An 18,399-nucleotide genomic window follows, 5' to 3' on the forward strand; every position below is an offset into this window, starting at 1 on the left:
CTGGTCTTCAGAGCTTACAGAAACCATATTCCTGTACATCCTTAGAATCAAAAAAGCGTCCCAAAGATCGGGACGCCAGTGACTTGCGTGAGGGGATTCAGCTACAGGGCCGCTCAGGGCACTGCGATGAATGAAGATTCCTACGCTGGCATTATCCAGATCAGGTATAAGGGTCAGTATCTTGTGGGATACAATCTCAGCCGGCCAATTCCAGCACCCCTGGTTCTATAAAGTTCACGGGTATTGCTATGTTCTTACGGTGTATTATAGACGGCAGCTTCGCGGTTGTCCAGAGCTGTCTGTTCAATCCTTATCATAGTATCGCTTCCTGCGGCGGCTGCGGATAGTATTCCACGCCTCCCGCAGCGTTAAGCCGAGGCTGACCGCGATCCCCGAGAAGGTCAGGAACAGCGCCAGATATTCGAACACGGAGTACTCCAGCATTTTGCTCCAGTCGATGTTCCCTTTCAGATCCTCAATGACCTGATTCATCCCGTAAATTCCGCTGATTACCGTAAATACGGTCAGGACCATCAGCAGGGTGTCCCGGCGCTTGGCCTGGAATTTGTCCTGATACTGGAACAGGTCATTCAGCGTCATCTTCACTTCATCGAACAGGGCGTCATTGCCGTAGACCTTGCGCAGCTGGAAGAAGATCTCCCGCCCCTGCGACTGCGAGATCAGCTCCAGGAAATAGAATTTGGCCGAGAATTTATTGATCAGAAAGATCAGATTCTCGATCTCGTCGTAATCGTGGTTGATGCGCAGCCGGGAATGCAGATTGGCGAGCTTCAGCAGGACGATTTTATGAAAAATACTCAGCAGCAGCCCATAGTAATACTCTCCGTACATCTGGTTGACCAGCTCCGTGGCAATATCGGGCTTCGCCCGGCTCAGGCAGCAGAAGGTCTGCTCGTTCGTCATATAATAGGTATCCGGCCCCCAGCGGTTATAGCAGTGCTCACGGGTGTACTGCTCGATATATTCAGGGTCACTCGCGCTGGTAAAAGGCCTGCCCTCCAGACTCAGCCCATCCAGCTGGGAGGCACGGTAGCGCAGCCGGGCACTGATCTCATCCAGCTCTTCCTCGCGGTTGAAGCCATAGAAGGCCTGCACCAGCATCCGTTCATCCACGAAAAAGGGCAGGGTCTCGAAATACGCGCCATCAATCTCGGCCGGGTCGAGAAACGGCTCCAGTCCGGAGACGAGATTCTTGAACACGAAATCCTCCACCCGGCCGAAGGTCTTCTCCTGGCAATGGATAAAGGCATGTTTATCCTGATAACACACATCCTCCAGTGTACGGAACCGGTCGGCGAATTCCAGCACGGTGCTGAAGGGAAGGTTCTCCTCCTCGATAGCCACTCTTATGGTCAGAAAGCCCAGCTCAAACGGACAGAGGAACACATCGGTGGACAGAATCCGGAAATTCACAGACTGGAAGAGCATTTCCAGCCGGCACTGCAGATCGTTTACCCGGGAAAAGCGGCGGAAGGAATCGCTGTCCTTCTCACGCGGAAACAGCACATGAGCGGCAAACGGCAGATAGCTGCGCTCCATTTTCTCATGGGACACGCAGTAGCCTTCTCCGTAATAGGCATTCTCCAGTTCTTTGTTGTCGAGAAAAAAACGCGTGAACCCGTCCTTCTGCAGACTTGCTATCAGTTCTTTATCCTGTCTTGGCTTGATCGAGAAGGGGAAAATGAATTGCAGCAACGCGGTATGCAGAGTGGGCTCGGATTGCAGTTCAGCCAGTAGTTCAGCCATATACGAATTCCATCCTTATTCGCAGAATATGGATCTTGTTAGCTATATTACCCGATTCTCCAGGCGGTCACACTTAACAGGAATAATAAGGCGGCAAAAGCGGCCAATAGCCCCGAGGTCTGGGCAATTTGCATATGATCCATGGACCAGCCGGTCAGCAGCGGCAGCACAGCTCCGCCAATCCCGCCGGACGCGATCATAATACTCGGCGTCGATTCTTCGGCGCCGGGCAGCAGCTTGCTGGAGAAGACCAGCGCGATGGAGAAGATGCCGGACATAAACAGGCCAAGCAGCAGGATGACAGCAAAGGCGGCTAACCGGTGCCCGGCGAACGGGAATACGATCAGCAGCAGCAAAGCGGCAAAGCAGCTGACGAGCACATAGATGCGGTAGGAAATCCGCTCAGCGATGACACCGGCGAACAGTCTGCCCGCTGACATGGCGAGCCAGAAGAAGGTGACTGTGAGCGCTGCCGAAGATTCGCTCATGCCCAGCTTGGCGATGAAGATCGCCGGCATGAAGTTCACCAGACTCATCTCAGTGCCGACATAGAGAAAGAAGAACAGAATGAACAGACCCAGCACTACCCACTGTTTGCCCTTGTAGGGCAAGGACAAGCGTCTGGTCTTGCTCGCTGCTGCCCTTTGTGCAGGCCGCGAAGGCCGCTCATCCAGCACGCTTTGGAGCGGACCGAACCCGCTCTTAGTCCAGAAGAGCAGCGAGATCAGGGAGAAGGCAGCAACGATCAGGAAGGCCAGTCTCCACTGGCCGGCGGCAATGAGGGGACTGGCGGCCAGCGGCATAAGCAGCGCCCCGACGCCGAACAGTACCTCCAGCCTGCTCATGGCAACCGCCGTCCCTTCGGTGACTGCGGCTATAATAATCGTGCCGATGACGGCTTCGATCATGCCGAAGCCGAACCCTGCGGCTACTGCGATGACGTACATCCAGCCCCAGGGCGGGAGGAAGGCGTAGGCCAGCTCGGCGCAGAGCAGCAGCCCGGTGGCGATGAGAATGCCGCCGCGTTTGCCGAAGCGGCGGTTCAGCAGCGGCGAGACCAGCACACCGGCGAGGAAGCCCGCGAACTGGCTGAAGATCAGCTGGCCTCCTTCACTATAGTTGCGGTCATAATGCTGGAGCAGGATAGGCAGTATAGAGCCCAGGACTACATGGGCCAGGCCGATCACGAAATAGGAGAGACAGCCGATCCAGATTAGTTTTTTCAAGTGGTGGAACTCCTTATAGGTGAATTTATGAACAGGTTCCGGGATTCAGAACGAACCGGACGGGTACACTATATTAGGCACAGGTTAATCATAAATCCAAACTGCGGATGTGAATATATAAACTTATATTCACATGAATTTTGAAAGGAGATTAGACGTCCATGGATAACAAAGAGCTGGAGAAATTAATCATGCAGGCGCTGGATGACAACAAGTTCGGGTCCTTCGGTACGGTTGAAGCCGGCAATAAACCTAAGGTGCGCTATATGGCGGTATTTCATGACGGACTTGCCATTTATCTGGCTACGAACCGCAAGACTCATAAGGTAGAAGAGCTTCAGGATAATCCGAATGCCAGTCTGCTGCTCGGCTATGAACAGGGCGGCGGCAAGGATGTGCTGGAGATTGAAGCTACGGTTGCCGTGACCAAGGATGACGGCTTGCGGTCCAAGGTATGGAATGAGTCCCTGGAGAAATGGTTCAAGGGGCCGGATGATCCCGATTATGTCATCCTTGAGCTGACTCCGTCACGGATTGAATATATGGGCAAGAACGGCGAGCATGGGGTATGGCAGGCTTAAATGGCTGTTGCAGGCAACTATTGGACACCGGCCGGAGCGGATAGCTGATCAGGCTCCAGCCTATGTACAGCGCAGTCCGGCCAACCGGGCCTCTCATGAACCTTTAGGGTTCATAGGAGGCTTTTTCTGCTGCGTTCATCCTGATTATGCCGGAGGAATCATGCTATAATGACCTCAGGTTATCGACATCAAGAGGCGGAGGAGATTGCCATGAACTGTGTTGACTGTGCTGACATCGATCCGGTAGAGGATCAAGGGGAGCTGAAGCTCCGCCCTTGTTCTGATCAGCTGGCGGCTGTAATCCGAAATGCCGGTTATGAAGTACATCAGACAAGCAAGAGCTGTATCATTCCCTATCACCATAAGGAAGAGCTGATGACGCTTATAGAATGGCTGGGGGCGGCCCGGGACATGCCGGACTCCTTGTCCTTATGCGTGAAGAGCAGAGGGGCCGATGCCGTTCTGGAACGGTGGCTGACGCTCGATCAGCTGCAGGTCCGCTTCGCCAATGAGAATCTGGTGTCCATCATAATGAGTCATGATTTCTGCAGCCACATGCAGCCGATTGTGAACTTCGGCGAGGAGATTGTCGGCTTTGAATTTCTGCTGCGCCCGCTGCCCCAGGGCAGTTATTTTCAGCCCTATGAGCTGTTTGAGATTGCCCGGCGAACAGGGTTCCACTCCTTCCTTGACCGGGCCGCCCGGATCTCGGCGATCGAGACCAGCAGCAAGCTGTTGCCCAAGGGCATTAAGCGGTTCATTAATTTCCTGCCCTCTTCTATTTATAATCCCAAGTATTGTCTGACTCATACCTTCGAGGCGATCCATAGGCTGGATCAGAACCCGGAGGACTATGTATTTGAAGTAGTGGAGACGGAGCAGATCAGCGATATCCCGCATCTGCGCGCCATCTTCGCCGAATACCGCCAGCAGGGGATGCGGGTTGCGCTGGATGATGTCGGCGCGGGCTATTCGACCGTTGAATTGATGTCCAGTCTCCAGCCTGATTATGTCAAGGTTGACCGTAGTCTGATCAGCTTCTGTGACCGGGATGAGGAGAAGCAGCGGATTCTACAGGAGATTATTTCCAGAGCGGGGGAGTTCGGTGCCAGGCTGCTGGCCGAAGGCATTGAACGCCGTGAGGAATTCCTGGTCTGCCGTGATCTGGGGATGGATCTGGGACAAGGCTATCTGTTCGGATTGCCGGCGGACAAGCCGCCGGGACGTTTCGGAATCACGGCCTGAACAGCAGGTAAGGTTATCCCCGGATGCCGGCATCCGGGGATTTGTGATGTCATTTGCAGTAGAAAGGAAGGAGAATAACATGAGTGTAACCCTATTGTACGTGGAAGATGACCGTGATATCGGCAATGCCGTGTCAGCAGATCTGCGCGAACGGGAATATGCCGTCCGCTGGCTGGAGAGCGGGGACGGGGCGCTTGAAGCGGCAGAGGGCTGCCAGCTGGCGATTCTGGATGTGATGCTTCCTGGACTGGACGGCTTCACGGTCGGTCAACGGCTGAAGCGGGCCTATCCGGAGATGCCGATCCTAATGCTCTCGGCACGCACCTCTATTGACGATAAGCTCCAGGGGCTGGACTTCGCCGATGATTATCTGACCAAGCCGTTTCATCCCGATGAGCTGGCGGCGAGAATTGAGGTTCTGCTGAGAAGAAGCGGCAATGCTGCGGCTGCTCCCCTGATTCTTAAGCATCTGGTAGTGATGCCGGGCAGCAGCGTGGTTACGGAAGCCGCAACCGGACGGGAGATTATGCTTACCGGCAAGCAGTTCCAGATCTTCTCTTACCTGCTGCGGCATCTTGGCCAGATTCTGACCAAGGAACAGATTTATGAAGCCGTCTGGGGGGAGAGCTACATCGAAGGCGACAAGACCTTGATGGTACATATCCGCTATCTGCGCGAGAAGCTGGAGCTTGATCCCGCTTCGCCGGAGATCATTGAGACGGTCCGGGGAATCGGCTACCGGGTGAGAGGATGAGGGGGGCGGGGCGTTTCCAGCATCTGCACCGTTCCCTGCTTTTCCGTTATCTGCTTATCCTTCTGGCCGCCCTGCTCTTTATCCCCGTTATTGTTCCATTAACTATTATGCTGTACACCCTCTTTGGCGGGCTCACCCACGATGCTCCGCCCAAGGAGTATGCGGCATATTCCAATGTAGGTAAGCTGGAAATAATGTGGCATGAGGAAGCACGCAAGCTCCTGAATCAGCCGCCGGAGGAGATCACCCGGCGGCTCCGGGTACTCAGTGAAACCTATCATCTGGCCCGGATATTCTGGGTCGATAACGGGGGCAGCACACGGCTGATTACAGAGCCCTCCGGCCCCCCGCTGCTGGAGGACGGACCGGTCCGGCCCATCCCTGCGGATTGGACTGCTGCTGAAGCGATAGTGTTCATGAAGGACAGTGCGGTACTTAAACCGCTGGCGATTGTTGCTTTTATAGGGGATCAGGCCGAAGCCGGAGAGGGCTTCATGGTCATGCAGATTCCGGAGGAAGTCAAGAATGTCAAATATGCCGCCGGGCTGGATAAGTGGTATTCGATTATGCTGCTGGTGTTCTTAATCGTCTTCGTCGTCAGCTCCTGGCTCTTCTTCATCATGATCCGCAGAAGGCTGCTGCGGCTGCAGACTGCTATGGTCTTTACCGGACATGAAGGCTTGCCGCAGGTGGTTCCGCCGGGTAAGCCCGATGAGATTGGCCGCCTGGAGGAGGCGTTCAATACGATGGTCACGGAGCTTAAGGCCAGCCTTGCCAGAGTGGCGGAAGAGGAAGCGCTGCGCAAGCGGCTGGTGGCCGATCTCTCCCATGATCTGAGGACTCCGCTTACTGTCATCCGCAGCCACCTCCATGTGCTGGGCAAGGAGGCGCTGTCGCCGCGCGGCCAGTCATCCCTGGAGCTAATGGACCAGCGTATAGAGAGTCTGGGCATCCTGATTGAGAACCTGCTGTCCTATAATCTGCTTAGCAGCGGGCGTACCCTGCTGAATCTGGAGCAGCGGGATGTGCTGAGGCTGCTGCGGGAGAGCGCTGCTGCCTGGTATCCGGTCTGGGAGAAGGAAGGCTTTGAGGCTGAGATTGATCTGGAGGGTGCACCGCTGTACTGGAATATCGATGACAGCTGGTTCCGCAGGGTAATGGATAATCTGTTCCAGAATATTCTGCGTCATGCACGCAGCGGCCTGTATGTAGGGGTGTTTACGGAAGTCCGTGACGGCAACCGTGTGATTATCATCTCGGACCATGGCGGCGGTCTGGAGAAGAGTTCCGACTCCGCCGGAGCGGGGCTGGGCCTGTCCATTGTGGATCTGCTGCTTAAGCGGATGGAGCTGGAATGGAGCATGGAGAGTACCGGCCAGGGCACCGAGGTTGTCATCTGGAAGCGGTCCCTCTGATAATTTAAACAAAATTTAAACTTGCTGCTTCCGTGCTTTTAACCTTGGGGCGTTATGCTGTTACCGAGGTGAAGAGAATGAAGGAAACTGTGATAGAGACTAAGGATCTTCTGAAGGAATACCGCGGCCGCGCGGCCGTGAAGGAACTGAATCTGAACATTGGTAAAGGGGAGATATATGGCTTCCTGGGACCGAACGGTGCCGGCAAAACGACAACCATCCGCATGCTGCTCGGTCTGATCAAGCCGACCTCCGGCCGCATTGAAATCTTCGGCCAGGAGCTGCGTGCGAACCGGATGCAGATTCTGCGCAAGGTAGGCTCGCTGGTGGAATCGCCGTCTTACTACGGGCATCTGAGTGCATGGGACAACCTGGAGGCGATCCGCCGGATTCTGGGTGTGCCCAAGGCGAGGATCAGCGAGGTGCTGGAGATCGTCTCCCTTACCGGGGAGGAGAAGCGGCCGGTCAAGGGCTTCTCGCTGGGCATGAAGCAGCGCTTGGGGATAGCGGCAGCTCTGCTGGGCAGCCCGGAGCTGCTGATTCTCGATGAGCCGACCAATGGGCTGGATCCTTCAGGCATACAGGAGATCCGCTCCCTGATTAAGCGGCTGCCCGGAGAGCAGGGCATTACGGTTCTGGTATCCAGCCATCTGCTGAGCGAGATTGAGCAAATGGCCGGTACGGTCGGCATTATCCGCGAGGGGCAGATGGTCTATCAGGATACGATTGCCCATCTCCAGCAGCAGGCAGCAGGGCACCTGCGCCTGGCGTTGTCGGAGCCGGAGACCGCGCTGATGACGGCGGTGCGGCGCGGCTGCGGCGGCGAACTGCAGGAAGGCCGCCTGGTCCTGCCCCGGATGAGCGATGCCAGAGTATCGCTGCTGGTCAAAGAGCTGGTCGAGGAGGGCCATGCCATCTACAGGGTAGAGGAGCACAGGCAATCCCTGGAGGACTTCTTCCTGCAGGTGGTTGGGGGAGGGGAGCTATGATGTGGCGTGCGCTGTCGGCGGACTGGCTTAAGATCCGCGGCAAAGGCATATGGCTCCTCACCTTCCTTGGCCCGCTGGGACTTATCGCCATGCAGGGACTAAATTTCGGCCTCCGTTATGACTATCTTCACGGGCAGTACCGGGAGGACCTGTGGGCCGGCCTGCTGAGTGAGATCGCTCCCTTCCTGCCGATTGCCCTGTACCTTGGCGGCACGCTGATCTGCTCTCTGATTGCGAATGTCGAGCATCAGACCAGCTCCTGGAAGCAGCTTCTGGCGCTGCCAATCTCCCGTTCGGCTGTATTCCTGGCGAAGCTGCTGCTCTGCCTGCTGCTGCTTATCGGCTCCTGCCTGCTGCTGTCGGCAGGAGCCGTCATCCTGGGGCTGCTGCTCGGCTTCGGAAGTCAGCCCATTCCTTATACAGATGTACTGCGGATCGGATTCGCTTCTTATGCTGCGGCTATGCCTGTCATTGCCTTGCAGCTCTGGCTGTCGCTATCCAGCCGCAATCAGACGCTTCCGGTATCTGTGGGAATGACGCTGTCGCTCCTTAGCCCGTTCGGTATGTTTTTCTCGGAATGGGCACCCCTCTCCTGGCCGGCCTTGGCCTGGAGCGGACCGCATCCTTGGCTGTTCAGCGGAGCCGGTCTGTTGCTTGGACTCCTGGTACTATTGCCCGGAGCCATACATTTCGCACGAAAGGATGTGGACTGAATATGCGGACTTGTCTGCGAATAATGTCTGCGGAACGCCTGAAGATCGCCGGATTCCGCACCTGGCTGTTAATTCTGCTCAGTCCGCTGATCTCTCTGCCGATAGGCGCGCTTACGGACATGCAGGAGGATGGGGTTGTGACCTGGCAGGTGCTGCTGAGCACGATGTCAGCGGTACATGCGCTGCTGTTCCTTCCGGTGCTCTCAGGCCTGTTCGCTGCCTTAATCTGCCGCAATGAGCATGCGGACGGAGGATGGAAGCAGCTGCTGGCGCTCCCGGTTACGCGTACCTCTGTATACTTCGCCAAATATGTAATGATTATGGTGCTCCTGGCTGCAGTTCAACTGCTGTTGCTTGCCGGAGTTCTGGGAGTAGGATGGTATCGGGGTGCGGAAGGGGGAGTCCCGTGGGAGCTGCTGCTGAGCAGCCTGTTCGGGGGATGGTTTGCCTGCCTGCCGCTGGCTGCGCTGCAACTGGCGGTATCCCAGGGCTGGAGCAGCTTCGGGGCTCCGCTTGCGCTGAATGTCTGCTTCACTATTCCCAACATCCTGGTTGCCAATTCCTCCACCTACGGTCCTTATTATCCATGGGTGCAGCCGGCACTGGCCATGTCCCCCTTCGGTGAAGAGCAGTTCGGCGCCTTCAACCTGCCGCTGGAGAGCCTGATGATTGTCGTGTCGGGAAGCCTGCTGCTGTTCCTGGCTACAGGCTTGATCTCCTTTTGGCGTAAGGCGGTATAAGATTGGTAGGCATTTGAATTAGACTGGCGGGAAATATTACAACTATTCATACGCCATATGAAAGGATCTACGTACGATTTACGTTCACGATTAAGGTATACGTGATGCCTAGTCGGACTTTGTACAATTAAATCATCTGATATTTCACCTAAGATTAAGTTAGTTGCATTTCGTACATTTAAAAATCCATCTGTACTGGATTCTCACCCATTCGGACAGATTTAGTTGTACAGACTACAGTTAGAAGAAGGAATCCTTTCTTTTCGGGGGTTTTAGATGTACAGATTACAACTAACATTGAATATTTGGAGCGAATCCGAACGAAACTCTATATATCATCGCCGCATGTTTATATGAATTTTCTTGCGCATTCCCGCTCTCCATGGACAATGGGCGCCATTTTTTCTATAATTAATCGTAGAAGATACTATTAAGCGCCGGTGATGCCGGATAAGCATATGGAGGAGGGCGGGAGCATGGAGCCAGCAGCACTTGAAGAATGCGACAACACCTGTAATGGTTCCGAACTGGAACCGGAATCGATGGCCTTGATTCTGCCGGACCGTGAGACTACAGACAAGATGGCCGAGATGTTCAAGGCACTGGGTGATCCGACAAGAGTTCGGCTGATCTACGCGTTATCCCAGCAGGAGCTATGTGTGCATGACTTGTCATCCATACTGGATATGGGACAGTCGGCAGTCTCCCATCAGCTCCGCTATCTGCGCAATCTGCGGATTGTGAAACGCCGCAAGGAAGGCAAGACCGTATATTATTCGCTGAATGATGCGCATGTGGAGCAGATCTTCCTGCAGACCCATGAGCATATCCGGCATGAATAGATTGTCCTGACAGGAAAAAGGGCTGTCCCAAGCCATGAATGGCTTGGGGCGGCCCTTTATATTATGATGTGCGATAAACCAAATATATGTGGAAAACAGCATACAATTGGTGGTCGTGGGGGCAAGTGGTCCGAATGTATGTGGAAAACAGCATACAATTGGTGGTCGTGAGGGCAAGTGGTCCGAATGTATGTGGAAAACAGCATACATTCGGCAGGCCTACAGAATCGTTAGGCTTTTCTCGGACTCCCTCATTCTCCCTTACCCGCGTACCACCTCTTCCTCAGACCGGAAGGTGACCATGCTTCACAGCAGAATTCTCAATCTGCAGCGTGGTATGCTGGATGCCGAAATTCTCTTCCACCATTTGAAGTGCTTGTTGCAGCACCTGCTCCGCATTGACCTCATCATGGATCAGCAGATGGCCGCTGAGGGCATCCAGGCCGGAGGTGATGGTCCAGATATGCAGGTCATGCACATCCCGGACCCCTTCAATCTCCAGTAGCGCCTTCTCGACCTCGGCGGCATTTACTCTAAGCGGAGTCCCTTCCATAAGAATATGGAAGGCCTGCTTGATGACGCCCCAGGCGCTGCGCAGGATGAGCAGTGCGACCAGCACGCTGATGATAGGGTCTGCGACATACCAGGAGAACAGGTTCATAATCAGACCAGCCGCCAGTGCGCCGACGGAGCCGAGAGCATCGCTGATCACGTGCAGGTAAGCGCTGCGGATATTGATATTGTCTTTAGCTCCGCTTTTGCGCATCAGCGACCAGGCACTGACGAGATTGGCCAGCAATCCGACACTGGCAATCAGCATCATCGTTCCGCTGGCTACCGCCGGAGGGGCGGAGAAACGCTGGAAAGCTTCATACATAATGAACCCGGCAATTACGAACAGGGTCACCCCGTTGAATAAGGCCGCCATAATCTCGAACCGGTGGAAGCCATAGGAGTTCTTGGAGGATGCCGGCTTCACGGCGATAATCATGGCCACAAGACTAAGCGCAAGGGAAGCGGTGTCGCTGAGCATATGCCCCGAGTCGGACAAGAGAGCCAGGCTCCCCGTTAGCAAGCCGCCGAAGAATTCAAGGAACATGATACCGCCGGTGATGATTAAGGCGATCAGCAGACCTTTTTTATTATCCGGTGCGTGAGAATGTGAATGTCCGCCAGCCTGCGCATGAGAATGTGATCCACTATGTGAGTGTGAGTGCGGATGTGACTCGTTGTGCGTGTGCGCTGGATTCCCATCACCGGTGGACTCCGGCCCGTGTATGTTACTGCCTTTGGGTTCTGCTACATGCTGATGCTGCCCGGAGTGCGTAGCGTTATTCAGTTTTGAAGGGTTCATCTTGGATTTGTTTATTTTGTTCATTAGGAAGGACCTCTTTTCAGTTAACATATGAATGATTGCTCATATGTTAATATTATGACTGGCGCAAGCAAATTACAAGCTTTTCTTATTTTGATTTTTATTTTCTTATATAGATAAAGCATAGTTTGTCCAAAATAACTCAATCGGTTTTAAGATTTTTGCAGTCCATCATTAGAGCCGCAATCTGCGCGCAATCTGTGGGCTGAATGCATTGACACTGTGTGATTCAGGGGAATATAATAGGTGTAAGTTAACATATGAACAAATACTCATATATAGGAACGATCAAGGGAGATGAGTCATTTGAGTACGGTAGAAGGCAATGTTAAGCGGAAATGGGTGCTGGATGGACTGGACTGTGCGAACTGCGCCATGAAGATTGAGAATAAGGTCAAGAAGATTGAGGGCGTGTCCTCCTGCTCCGTTAACTTCGCTACGAAGACTATGACACTGGAGACAACGGCTGCCGCTGCGGACGAGATCGCCGAGCAGGCTGAGTATACGGTCACCCGGCTGGAGCCGCATGTGAAGCCGCGGGCGGTTCAAGCTTCGCGGGCTGTCAAGAAGCCGGTGGCCGCGGGAGGCGCAGCTCAGGTACGCAGTACCGCAGCTCAGGGACAGAGCCATGCTCATACCCACGGTGAACAACACGGTCATGAGCATGCCCACGGAGAAGGGCATGCCCATGAAGACGGGCACCAGCATTCACATGCTGCTGAGCATAGCCACAGCCATGACGATTCACATGGCCACGGGCACAGCCATGAGCACGGGGAAGGCGATACACGCCGTATCCTGATGAGGCTGGGAGGCGGCGCCATTCTGGCCGCTGCCGGAATGTTCCTGCCGGTCAGCGGCATCACCGAGCTGCTGATTTTCCTGGCAGCCTATCTGATTGTCGGCGGTGAGGTAGTCTTCGCCGCTGCCCGGAATATTGTAAGAGGCCAGGTGTTCGACGAGAACTTCCTGATGGCCCTTGCAACCATCGGTGCCTTCGCCATTGGTGAATACCCCGAAGGCGTAGCGGTTATGCTCTTCTATCAGGTAGGTGAGCTGTTCCAGGGGATGGCAGTGAACCGTTCACGCCGTTCGATTACAGCGCTGATGGATATCCGGCCGGAGTTCGCCTATCTGAAGGAAGGCAGTAATCTGCGTAAGGTGTCCCCTGAAGAGGTTAGAGTAGGGGACAGCATCGTAGTTAAGCCCGGCGAGAAGGTTCCGTTGGACGGAATCATCCTGGAGGGCAGTGCGATGATGGACACCTCGGCACTGACCGGAGAATCGGTTCCCCGCTCGGCCCAGCCGGGAAGCCAGGTGCTGAGCGGATTCATTAACCGTAATGGTGTGATTACCATAGAGGTGACCAAGGACTTCGGCGAATCGGCAGTCTCGCAGATTCTGGAGCTGGTGCAGAATGCCACGAATAACAAAGCGAAGACCGAGAATTTCATCACCAAATTCGCCCGTGCCTATACTCCGGTCGTAGTGATAACAGCGCTGCTGCTGGCGGTGGTACCGCCGCTGATTCTGAGCGGAGCAACCTTCTCGGACTGGATCTACCGGGCACTGGTCTTCCTCGTTATTTCTTGCCCATGTGCGCTGGTGGTGTCGATCCCTCTCGGGTTCTTCGGCGGGATTGGTGCCGCCTCCAGGAGCGGAATTCTGGTGAAGGGCAGCAACTATCTGGAAGCCTTGAATGATGTTAAGGTCGTTGTGTTCGATAAGACAGGAACCTTGACCAAAGGCCAGTTCACTGTAACCGGCAATGTTCCGGCAGAAGGCTTCACAGAGCAGGAGCTGCTGCGGGTGGCGGCTTACGCCGAGAGCCATTCCAGCCATCCGATTGCAGAATCGATCCGTACAGCCTATGGCGAAGCTATTCCCGGCGAAGCCATTACAGACTATAACGAGATCTCCGGCCACGGCATCGCCGTTAAGGTTGAGGGGAAGGCAGTGCTGGCCGGGAATGCACGGCTGATGGAGCGTGAAGGAATTGCCAGCGTGACCCCGCAGGAGTACGGGACGATTGTTCATGTTGCCGTAGATAAGCAATACGCAGGATACCTCGTCATTGCAGATGAAGTGAAGGACGATTCGCTTAAGGCCATTCAGGCCTTGAACGCACTGGGAATCCGCAAGACGGTCATGCTGACCGGTGACGCCGCTCCGGTAGCCGAGTCTGTCGGCAGACAGCTGGGGATTCAGGAGATTCATGCAGAGCTGCTGCCGGGAGATAAGGTCGCAGCGATTGAACAGCTGGAGCGGGAGAAGGGAGCGAAGGAGAAGATCATTTTTGTCGGGGACGGAATCAATGATACGCCGGTGCTGGCCAGAGCGGATGTCGGGATCGCCATGGGCGGACTTGGCTCGGATGCGGCCATTGAAGCTGCGGATATCGTCATTATGACAGATGAGCCTTCGAAGATTGCCGCCGCGATCGGGATCGCCAAGCGTACACGGACCATTGTCTGGCAGAACATTGCTTTTGCGCTGGGGGTCAAAGCGGTCTTCCTGCTGCTGGGAGCGTTCGGTATTGCCACTATGTGGGAGGCCGTATTCTCGGATGTGGGAGTTACGGTAATTGCTGTGCTGAACAGCATGCGCGCCTTACAGCCGCCGAAATCAGCGTAACGGTGTACCATTTATAAATAATGAAAAATCTATGAAAAAATAAGTCTTGATGATCCTAAAAACTGGGTCTCTAGGCTTATTTTTTATGGGGTGAATATATTTTTTGTCTATTTATGCCGATATATTAATATATATTTACAGCATATGGAAGACCACAATGGGGTTCTAGGGGGATTTTGCGGTGAATGAGGCAAGTGTACGGTCAAAAATGAAAATGAATGCAAAGAACGGAAAATCATTATCGCTGCAACGCAAGTATTCGCTGGTTATTTTGGCAATTGCTATTGTACCTCTGCTCGGAGTCACGATCTTTTTCATGCAGTACTTCGGGGGTGTAACCAGAGACGACAGCGAGGAGCTCGCCCAGAATATTCTGGAGATGAACACCACCCGGATTACAGAGTGGCTGAATACCAGAACATCGGCGGTAGAAGAGCTGATTGCGCAACATCCTGAGTTCGACACCTCAAGACCGGATACCATTTTTCCTGTGGTCAAGGTACTGGAAGAGAGCGATACACAGTCCGAAGGCTATAGCGTGATTAACAAGGACGGGATTTTGGCCAACGCCCTTAAGCTTACGGCGGATGTGGGCAAATCGGCATACTTCCTGCAGGCTAAGGAGAGTCTGGCCCCGGCGGTAGCGGACATGTCTTATCTGGAGCAGCTCAGTAAATATATTATCCCGGTATTCGTTCCGGTAGTGGACAAGGACAAGCAGTTTGGCGGCGGTATCGCCTTCTCGGTGACACCGGACATTCTGATGGAGATGAGCAAGAATATCCACGTGGGCGATACCGGCTATGGGTATGTGATCTCGGGCAAGGGCGATTATTACGCCTATTCAGAGAGCGAACGGATCGGCAAGAACATTGCGGATTATGCCAAGACAACGGAGATGAAGCAAGCCGTAGAGCATATTCTCGGTAAGGAAGCAGGCTCGGAAGCCTACAAGGGAGAGGACGGCAAACAGGTGATTACCTATTTCCGCAGTGTCCCGGGCACAGACTGGAAGCTGCTGATTACGGTTCCCAAAAGCGAGATTACGGCCAAAGTCACCGCAGCCCAGCGAATATCCATATTGTTCATTGTGATCATCATTCTGGTGGTCATTGCGCTGGCGTTATATCTGACCCGCCTGATTGTGAGGCCGATTGCGGCAATCTCCGGGGTGATGAAGAAGGTCGCGGACGGCCATCTCAGCGAACGGGTAACGGTGCGCTCGGGAGATGAAATCGGCCAGATGAGCCAGAGCATTAATGATATGATCGGTTCACTATCCGGCATTGTCGGCAAAATTGATGCTACTGTAGCGCAGGTTGCGGTCTCTGCAGAAAGCGTACTGAACTACGCCAGCCAGACCTCGAATACGTCGGCGGAGATCGAAACGGTCGTCCAGGAAGTGGCCCAGGGGATGAGAGAACAGTTCAAAGGCTCGGAGCAGGCTGCCAGAGCTACGGAAGAGATGGCGATCGGGCTGCAGCGGATTGCGGAATCCTCTGTCAATGTGTCCGACCAGGCGGAAACGGTCAGCACCGAGGTCGAGAACGGCTATGTGGAGATTCAATCGACCCTTCAGCAGATGAACGTCATCAGCGGTGCAGCGGAGGAGACCTCGGCTCTGATCAGCAATCTGAGCGGGCAATCGGAGCAGATCGGCCAGATTATCGATGTAATCTCGGAAATCTCCAATCAGACGGGCCTGTTATCCCTCAATGCGTCGATTGAAGCGGCCAGAGCAGGCGAGCACGGGCGCGGGTTCGGCGTGGTGGCGAATGAAGTGAAGAAGCTGGCGGAGCGCACGAACAGCGCCATTGTGAACATTGTGGAGCTGATCCGCCAGATTCAGGAATCCACCAAGGCAGCCGAGGTCTCTATGGAGAAGAGTATTGCCGAGATCGGGGACGGTATGGGGAAAATGCAAAATGTAGGCACCTCCTTCGACCATATCCGCTCGTCCATCCGTGAGGTGTCGGTTCAGATTCAGGACGTCTCTGCCGTCAATGAGCAGATGTCCGCCGGAACAGAGGAGATTACGGCCTCCATATCCGATATGCTGACCATTGCCAGAGATTCGGCCGAGAGTGCCGAGATGGTGGCGGAGGCTTCCACCGAGCAGCGGAATCTGATGGACCGGGTCGTAACCTCAGCCGAATCCCTTAATCAGCTGATGAGCGAGCTCCGCAGCGAGATTGAGAAATTTCAATAAGATACGTTAAAATTATCGCAACACCCCTCTGCCGCACAGGTTACTGTGTGAAGCAGAGGGGTGTTTTGCTGCAAATGTGTTGTTGCAATGTGTTGTTTGTAAGCCTACAGCTTCTCCTCCAGCGAGAGGCTATTAATCCCGGTGCGGATGATATGGCAGGAGGCTGCGAATTGGGCCATCTCCGTCTCGCTGAGGTTCAGCTCCAGCAATTCCTGAATGCCGTTGCTGCCGATAATGGCCGGGACTCCGGCGCATACGCCGCTTTGTCCGTATTCCCCGTCCAGGATGGCGGAGACGGCGATGATTTTGTGCTCATCATTCAGAATGGAGCGTGTGATATAGGCCAGTGCACTGCCGATCCCGAAGTGAGTGGAGCCCTTGCGCGTAAAAATCTCCCAGCCAGCATCCTTCGTCTTGCGGGCGATATCCATAAGGTCCAGGCTGCTGAAGCGCTCACGGTGCTGCTCCATAATCTGCAGAATCGGCTTGCCGCCGATTGTCACATGGGACCAGGCCACGAACTGTGACTCCCCGTGCTCGCCAAGGGCATAGCCGTTGACGCTGCGCGGATCGATCGTGAACACCTCCGACAGCAGTGTCTTCAGCCGGGAAGAGTCGATGGAGGTGCCTGTGCCGATAATCCGGTGCCGCGGCAGGCCGGAGATCTGCCAGACCATATAGGTGACAATATCTACAGGGTTCGCAGCGACAACAAAGATCCCATCGAAGCCGCCCGCCATAATCTCGGTGATGATCTCGCGGGTGATTACAGCGGCGGCATCCAGCACATCCAGCCGGGTCTGCCCCGGCTTGGGATTGGCGCCTGCCGTCAGTATGACGACATCCATCCCCGCACAGTCGCTTGCGGTACCGGCATAGACCTTGGTGCGTGTTCCGGTGAAGTCCATGCAATGCGAGAGGTCAAGCGCTTGTGCCATGGCGCGGTCGAAGGTGCGGTCGATCATCATGATCTCATCGCATACGGCCTGATTCACCATGGAATAGGCCACGCTTGAGCCGACCATGCCGGAGCCGACGATTGCCACTTTTCTTGATTTACTTTTCAATTGCCCAGTCCCCGCTCTCTAGAAGTATGGTACTATTCTAACAGGATTCTTATAACATATAATATGCAGCAGGTAGGCATTCGGGAAGGCAGAAGGCAGAAGGAGAGGGTGCCCTCCGGCAGTCATCCTTATGGCCGCCGGGGGCACCCCCTGTTACACGTGATTATTGGCTTAATCCGCCTCACCCTAGACCCGGGGCTGTGGAATCTGCGGCTCGGCAGGCACCATCCCGGTATAGTGCTTATACATGAACAATCTCCAGTGGAGGATCATGCCGAAGGCCAGAATGAAGAATAATCCGCCGGATTGCGGGACAGAAACGTACCGGTTAATGAACTCATGGAGCAGGGTACGGACCAGCAGCAGTCCCAGCAGGATGAACGCGAAGCTCTTGGAGCGCTGGGCATAGATCAGCCCTTCGCGTTCTTCGAACCGCGTACTGCGGATTAGCGGATAGGCAAAAATAAACCAGCCGACCAGGAAAGCAAGGACCGCCCACCACCAGGGGAAGCGTACTTCCGGTACGATGAACATGGCGAAGCCGGTGGACATGCCCAGCGGCGGAATCCATATTTTGCGGATGGTTACCGGGCGGGCACTGGCCTTCACGCGGATAAAAATCACCATCAGCGCCATGAATACAGCTCCCAGGGTGGAGCCCACATGCAGAAGTGAGGGGTTGATGTTACCCATAATTCACTTTCCTCTCTGTGATTTCGGTCACTATTTTCTTCATTATAGCAGATAATGAACGGATTTCAGAATGATGTACACACAGCAAACCCGCCAGAGTCTACCCCGGCGGGTTTGCTTGCAAAGTATAGTTCAGCAGCTTCTGGAAA

At 54.6% G+C, this 18,399-nt stretch carries 15 protein-coding genes and 1 riboswitch; of the genes, 10 read left to right on the forward strand and 5 right to left on the reverse strand.

Translation table 11 applies throughout. The features are described 5' to 3' along the window. Positions 1-120: 120 nt before the first annotated feature. Positions 121-231, reverse strand: a riboswitch (TPP riboswitch). Positions 232-303: 72 nt separating this feature from the next. Continuing rightward, positions 304-1,767: a hypothetical protein gene (locus MHH28_RS24785; protein ID WP_405106449.1), complete on the reverse strand. Its 1,464-nt coding sequence runs from the start codon at positions 1,765-1,767 to the stop codon at positions 304-306. Positions 1,768-1,814: 47 nt separating this feature from the next. Beyond that, complete coding sequence (locus tag MHH28_RS24790; RefSeq protein ID WP_405106451.1) at positions 1,815-2,993, reverse strand: MFS transporter; 1,179 nt, start codon at positions 2,991-2,993, stop codon at positions 1,815-1,817. Positions 2,994-3,154: 161 nt separating this feature from the next. Here MHH28_RS24790 and MHH28_RS24795 point away from each other — a divergent pair, with 161 nt between their 5' ends. The 8 genes from MHH28_RS24795 (at position 3,155) to MHH28_RS24830 (ending at position 10,272) form a co-directional block, all read left to right on the forward strand. Further along, entirely contained in the window at positions 3,155-3,574 is a 420-nt protein-coding gene (locus MHH28_RS24795; RefSeq protein ID WP_405106452.1) for a pyridoxamine 5'-phosphate oxidase family protein, read from the forward strand. 210 nt (positions 3,575-3,784) lie between these two features. Continuing rightward, positions 3,785-4,819: an EAL domain-containing protein gene (locus MHH28_RS24800; RefSeq protein ID WP_405106454.1), complete on the forward strand. Its 1,035-nt coding sequence runs from the start codon at positions 3,785-3,787 to the stop codon at positions 4,817-4,819. A gap of 79 nt (positions 4,820-4,898) precedes the next feature. Next, the gene (locus MHH28_RS24805; RefSeq protein ID WP_405106456.1) at positions 4,899-5,573 is read left to right on the forward strand and encodes a response regulator transcription factor; all 675 of its coding nucleotides are present in this window, start codon (positions 4,899-4,901) and stop codon (positions 5,571-5,573) included. After that, entirely contained in the window at positions 5,570-6,988 is a 1,419-nt protein-coding gene (locus MHH28_RS24810; RefSeq protein WP_405106458.1) for a histidine kinase dimerization/phospho-acceptor domain-containing protein, read from the forward strand. The genes MHH28_RS24805 and MHH28_RS24810 overlap by 4 nt, the downstream gene beginning before the upstream one ends. A 77-nt stretch (positions 6,989-7,065) precedes the next feature. Then, positions 7,066-7,977: an ABC transporter ATP-binding protein gene (locus MHH28_RS24815; RefSeq protein ID WP_405106460.1), complete on the forward strand. Its 912-nt coding sequence runs from the start codon at positions 7,066-7,068 to the stop codon at positions 7,975-7,977. Then, positions 7,974-8,690: an ABC transporter permease gene (locus MHH28_RS24820; RefSeq protein WP_405106462.1), complete on the forward strand. Its 717-nt coding sequence runs from the start codon at positions 7,974-7,976 to the stop codon at positions 8,688-8,690. The genes MHH28_RS24815 and MHH28_RS24820 overlap by 4 nt, the downstream gene beginning before the upstream one ends. 2 nt (positions 8,691-8,692) lie before the next feature. Beyond that, positions 8,693-9,430, forward strand: a complete 738-nt coding sequence (locus tag MHH28_RS24825; protein WP_405106464.1) for an ABC transporter permease — start codon at positions 8,693-8,695, stop codon at positions 9,428-9,430. Positions 9,431-9,906: 476 nt separating this feature from the next. Next, positions 9,907-10,272: a metalloregulator ArsR/SmtB family transcription factor gene (locus tag MHH28_RS24830; RefSeq protein ID WP_036702072.1), complete on the forward strand. Its 366-nt coding sequence runs from the start codon at positions 9,907-9,909 to the stop codon at positions 10,270-10,272. Positions 10,273-10,555: 283 nt separating this feature from the next. Here the strand turns inward: MHH28_RS24830 and MHH28_RS24835 are convergent, their stop codons facing one another. Continuing rightward, complete coding sequence (locus MHH28_RS24835; protein WP_405117242.1) at positions 10,556-11,551, reverse strand: cation diffusion facilitator family transporter; 996 nt, start codon at positions 11,549-11,551, stop codon at positions 10,556-10,558. Between the two features lie 402 nt (positions 11,552-11,953). Here MHH28_RS24835 and MHH28_RS24840 point away from each other — a divergent pair, with 402 nt between their 5' ends. Both MHH28_RS24840 and MHH28_RS24845 read left to right on the forward strand, forming a co-directional pair. After that, positions 11,954-14,281: a heavy metal translocating P-type ATPase gene (locus MHH28_RS24840; protein WP_405106466.1), complete on the forward strand. Its 2,328-nt coding sequence runs from the start codon at positions 11,954-11,956 to the stop codon at positions 14,279-14,281. 208 nt (positions 14,282-14,489) lie between these two features. Continuing rightward, the gene (locus tag MHH28_RS24845) at positions 14,490-16,490 is read left to right on the forward strand and encodes a methyl-accepting chemotaxis protein (RefSeq protein ID WP_405106468.1); all 2,001 of its coding nucleotides are present in this window, start codon (positions 14,490-14,492) and stop codon (positions 16,488-16,490) included. A 104-nt stretch (positions 16,491-16,594) separates the two neighbouring features. Here MHH28_RS24845 and MHH28_RS24850 read toward each other — a convergent pair whose 3' ends face one another. Both MHH28_RS24850 and MHH28_RS24855 read right to left on the reverse strand, forming a co-directional pair. Further along, positions 16,595-17,557 carry an L-lactate dehydrogenase gene (locus tag MHH28_RS24850; RefSeq protein WP_405106470.1) on the reverse strand — a complete coding sequence of 321 codons (963 nt, stop codon included), beginning with the start codon at positions 17,555-17,557 and terminating at the stop codon, positions 16,595-16,597. A gap of 186 nt (positions 17,558-17,743) precedes the next feature. Further along, positions 17,744-18,250: a CcdC family protein gene (locus tag MHH28_RS24855; RefSeq protein WP_405106472.1), complete on the reverse strand. Its 507-nt coding sequence runs from the start codon at positions 18,248-18,250 to the stop codon at positions 17,744-17,746. Positions 18,251-18,399: the final 149 nt, after the last annotated feature.

Origin of the sequence: Paenibacillus sp. FSL K6-1217 (assembly GCF_045040735.1) — a bacterium.
GTDB lineage: Bacteria > Bacillota > Bacilli > Paenibacillales > Paenibacillaceae > Paenibacillus_AQ.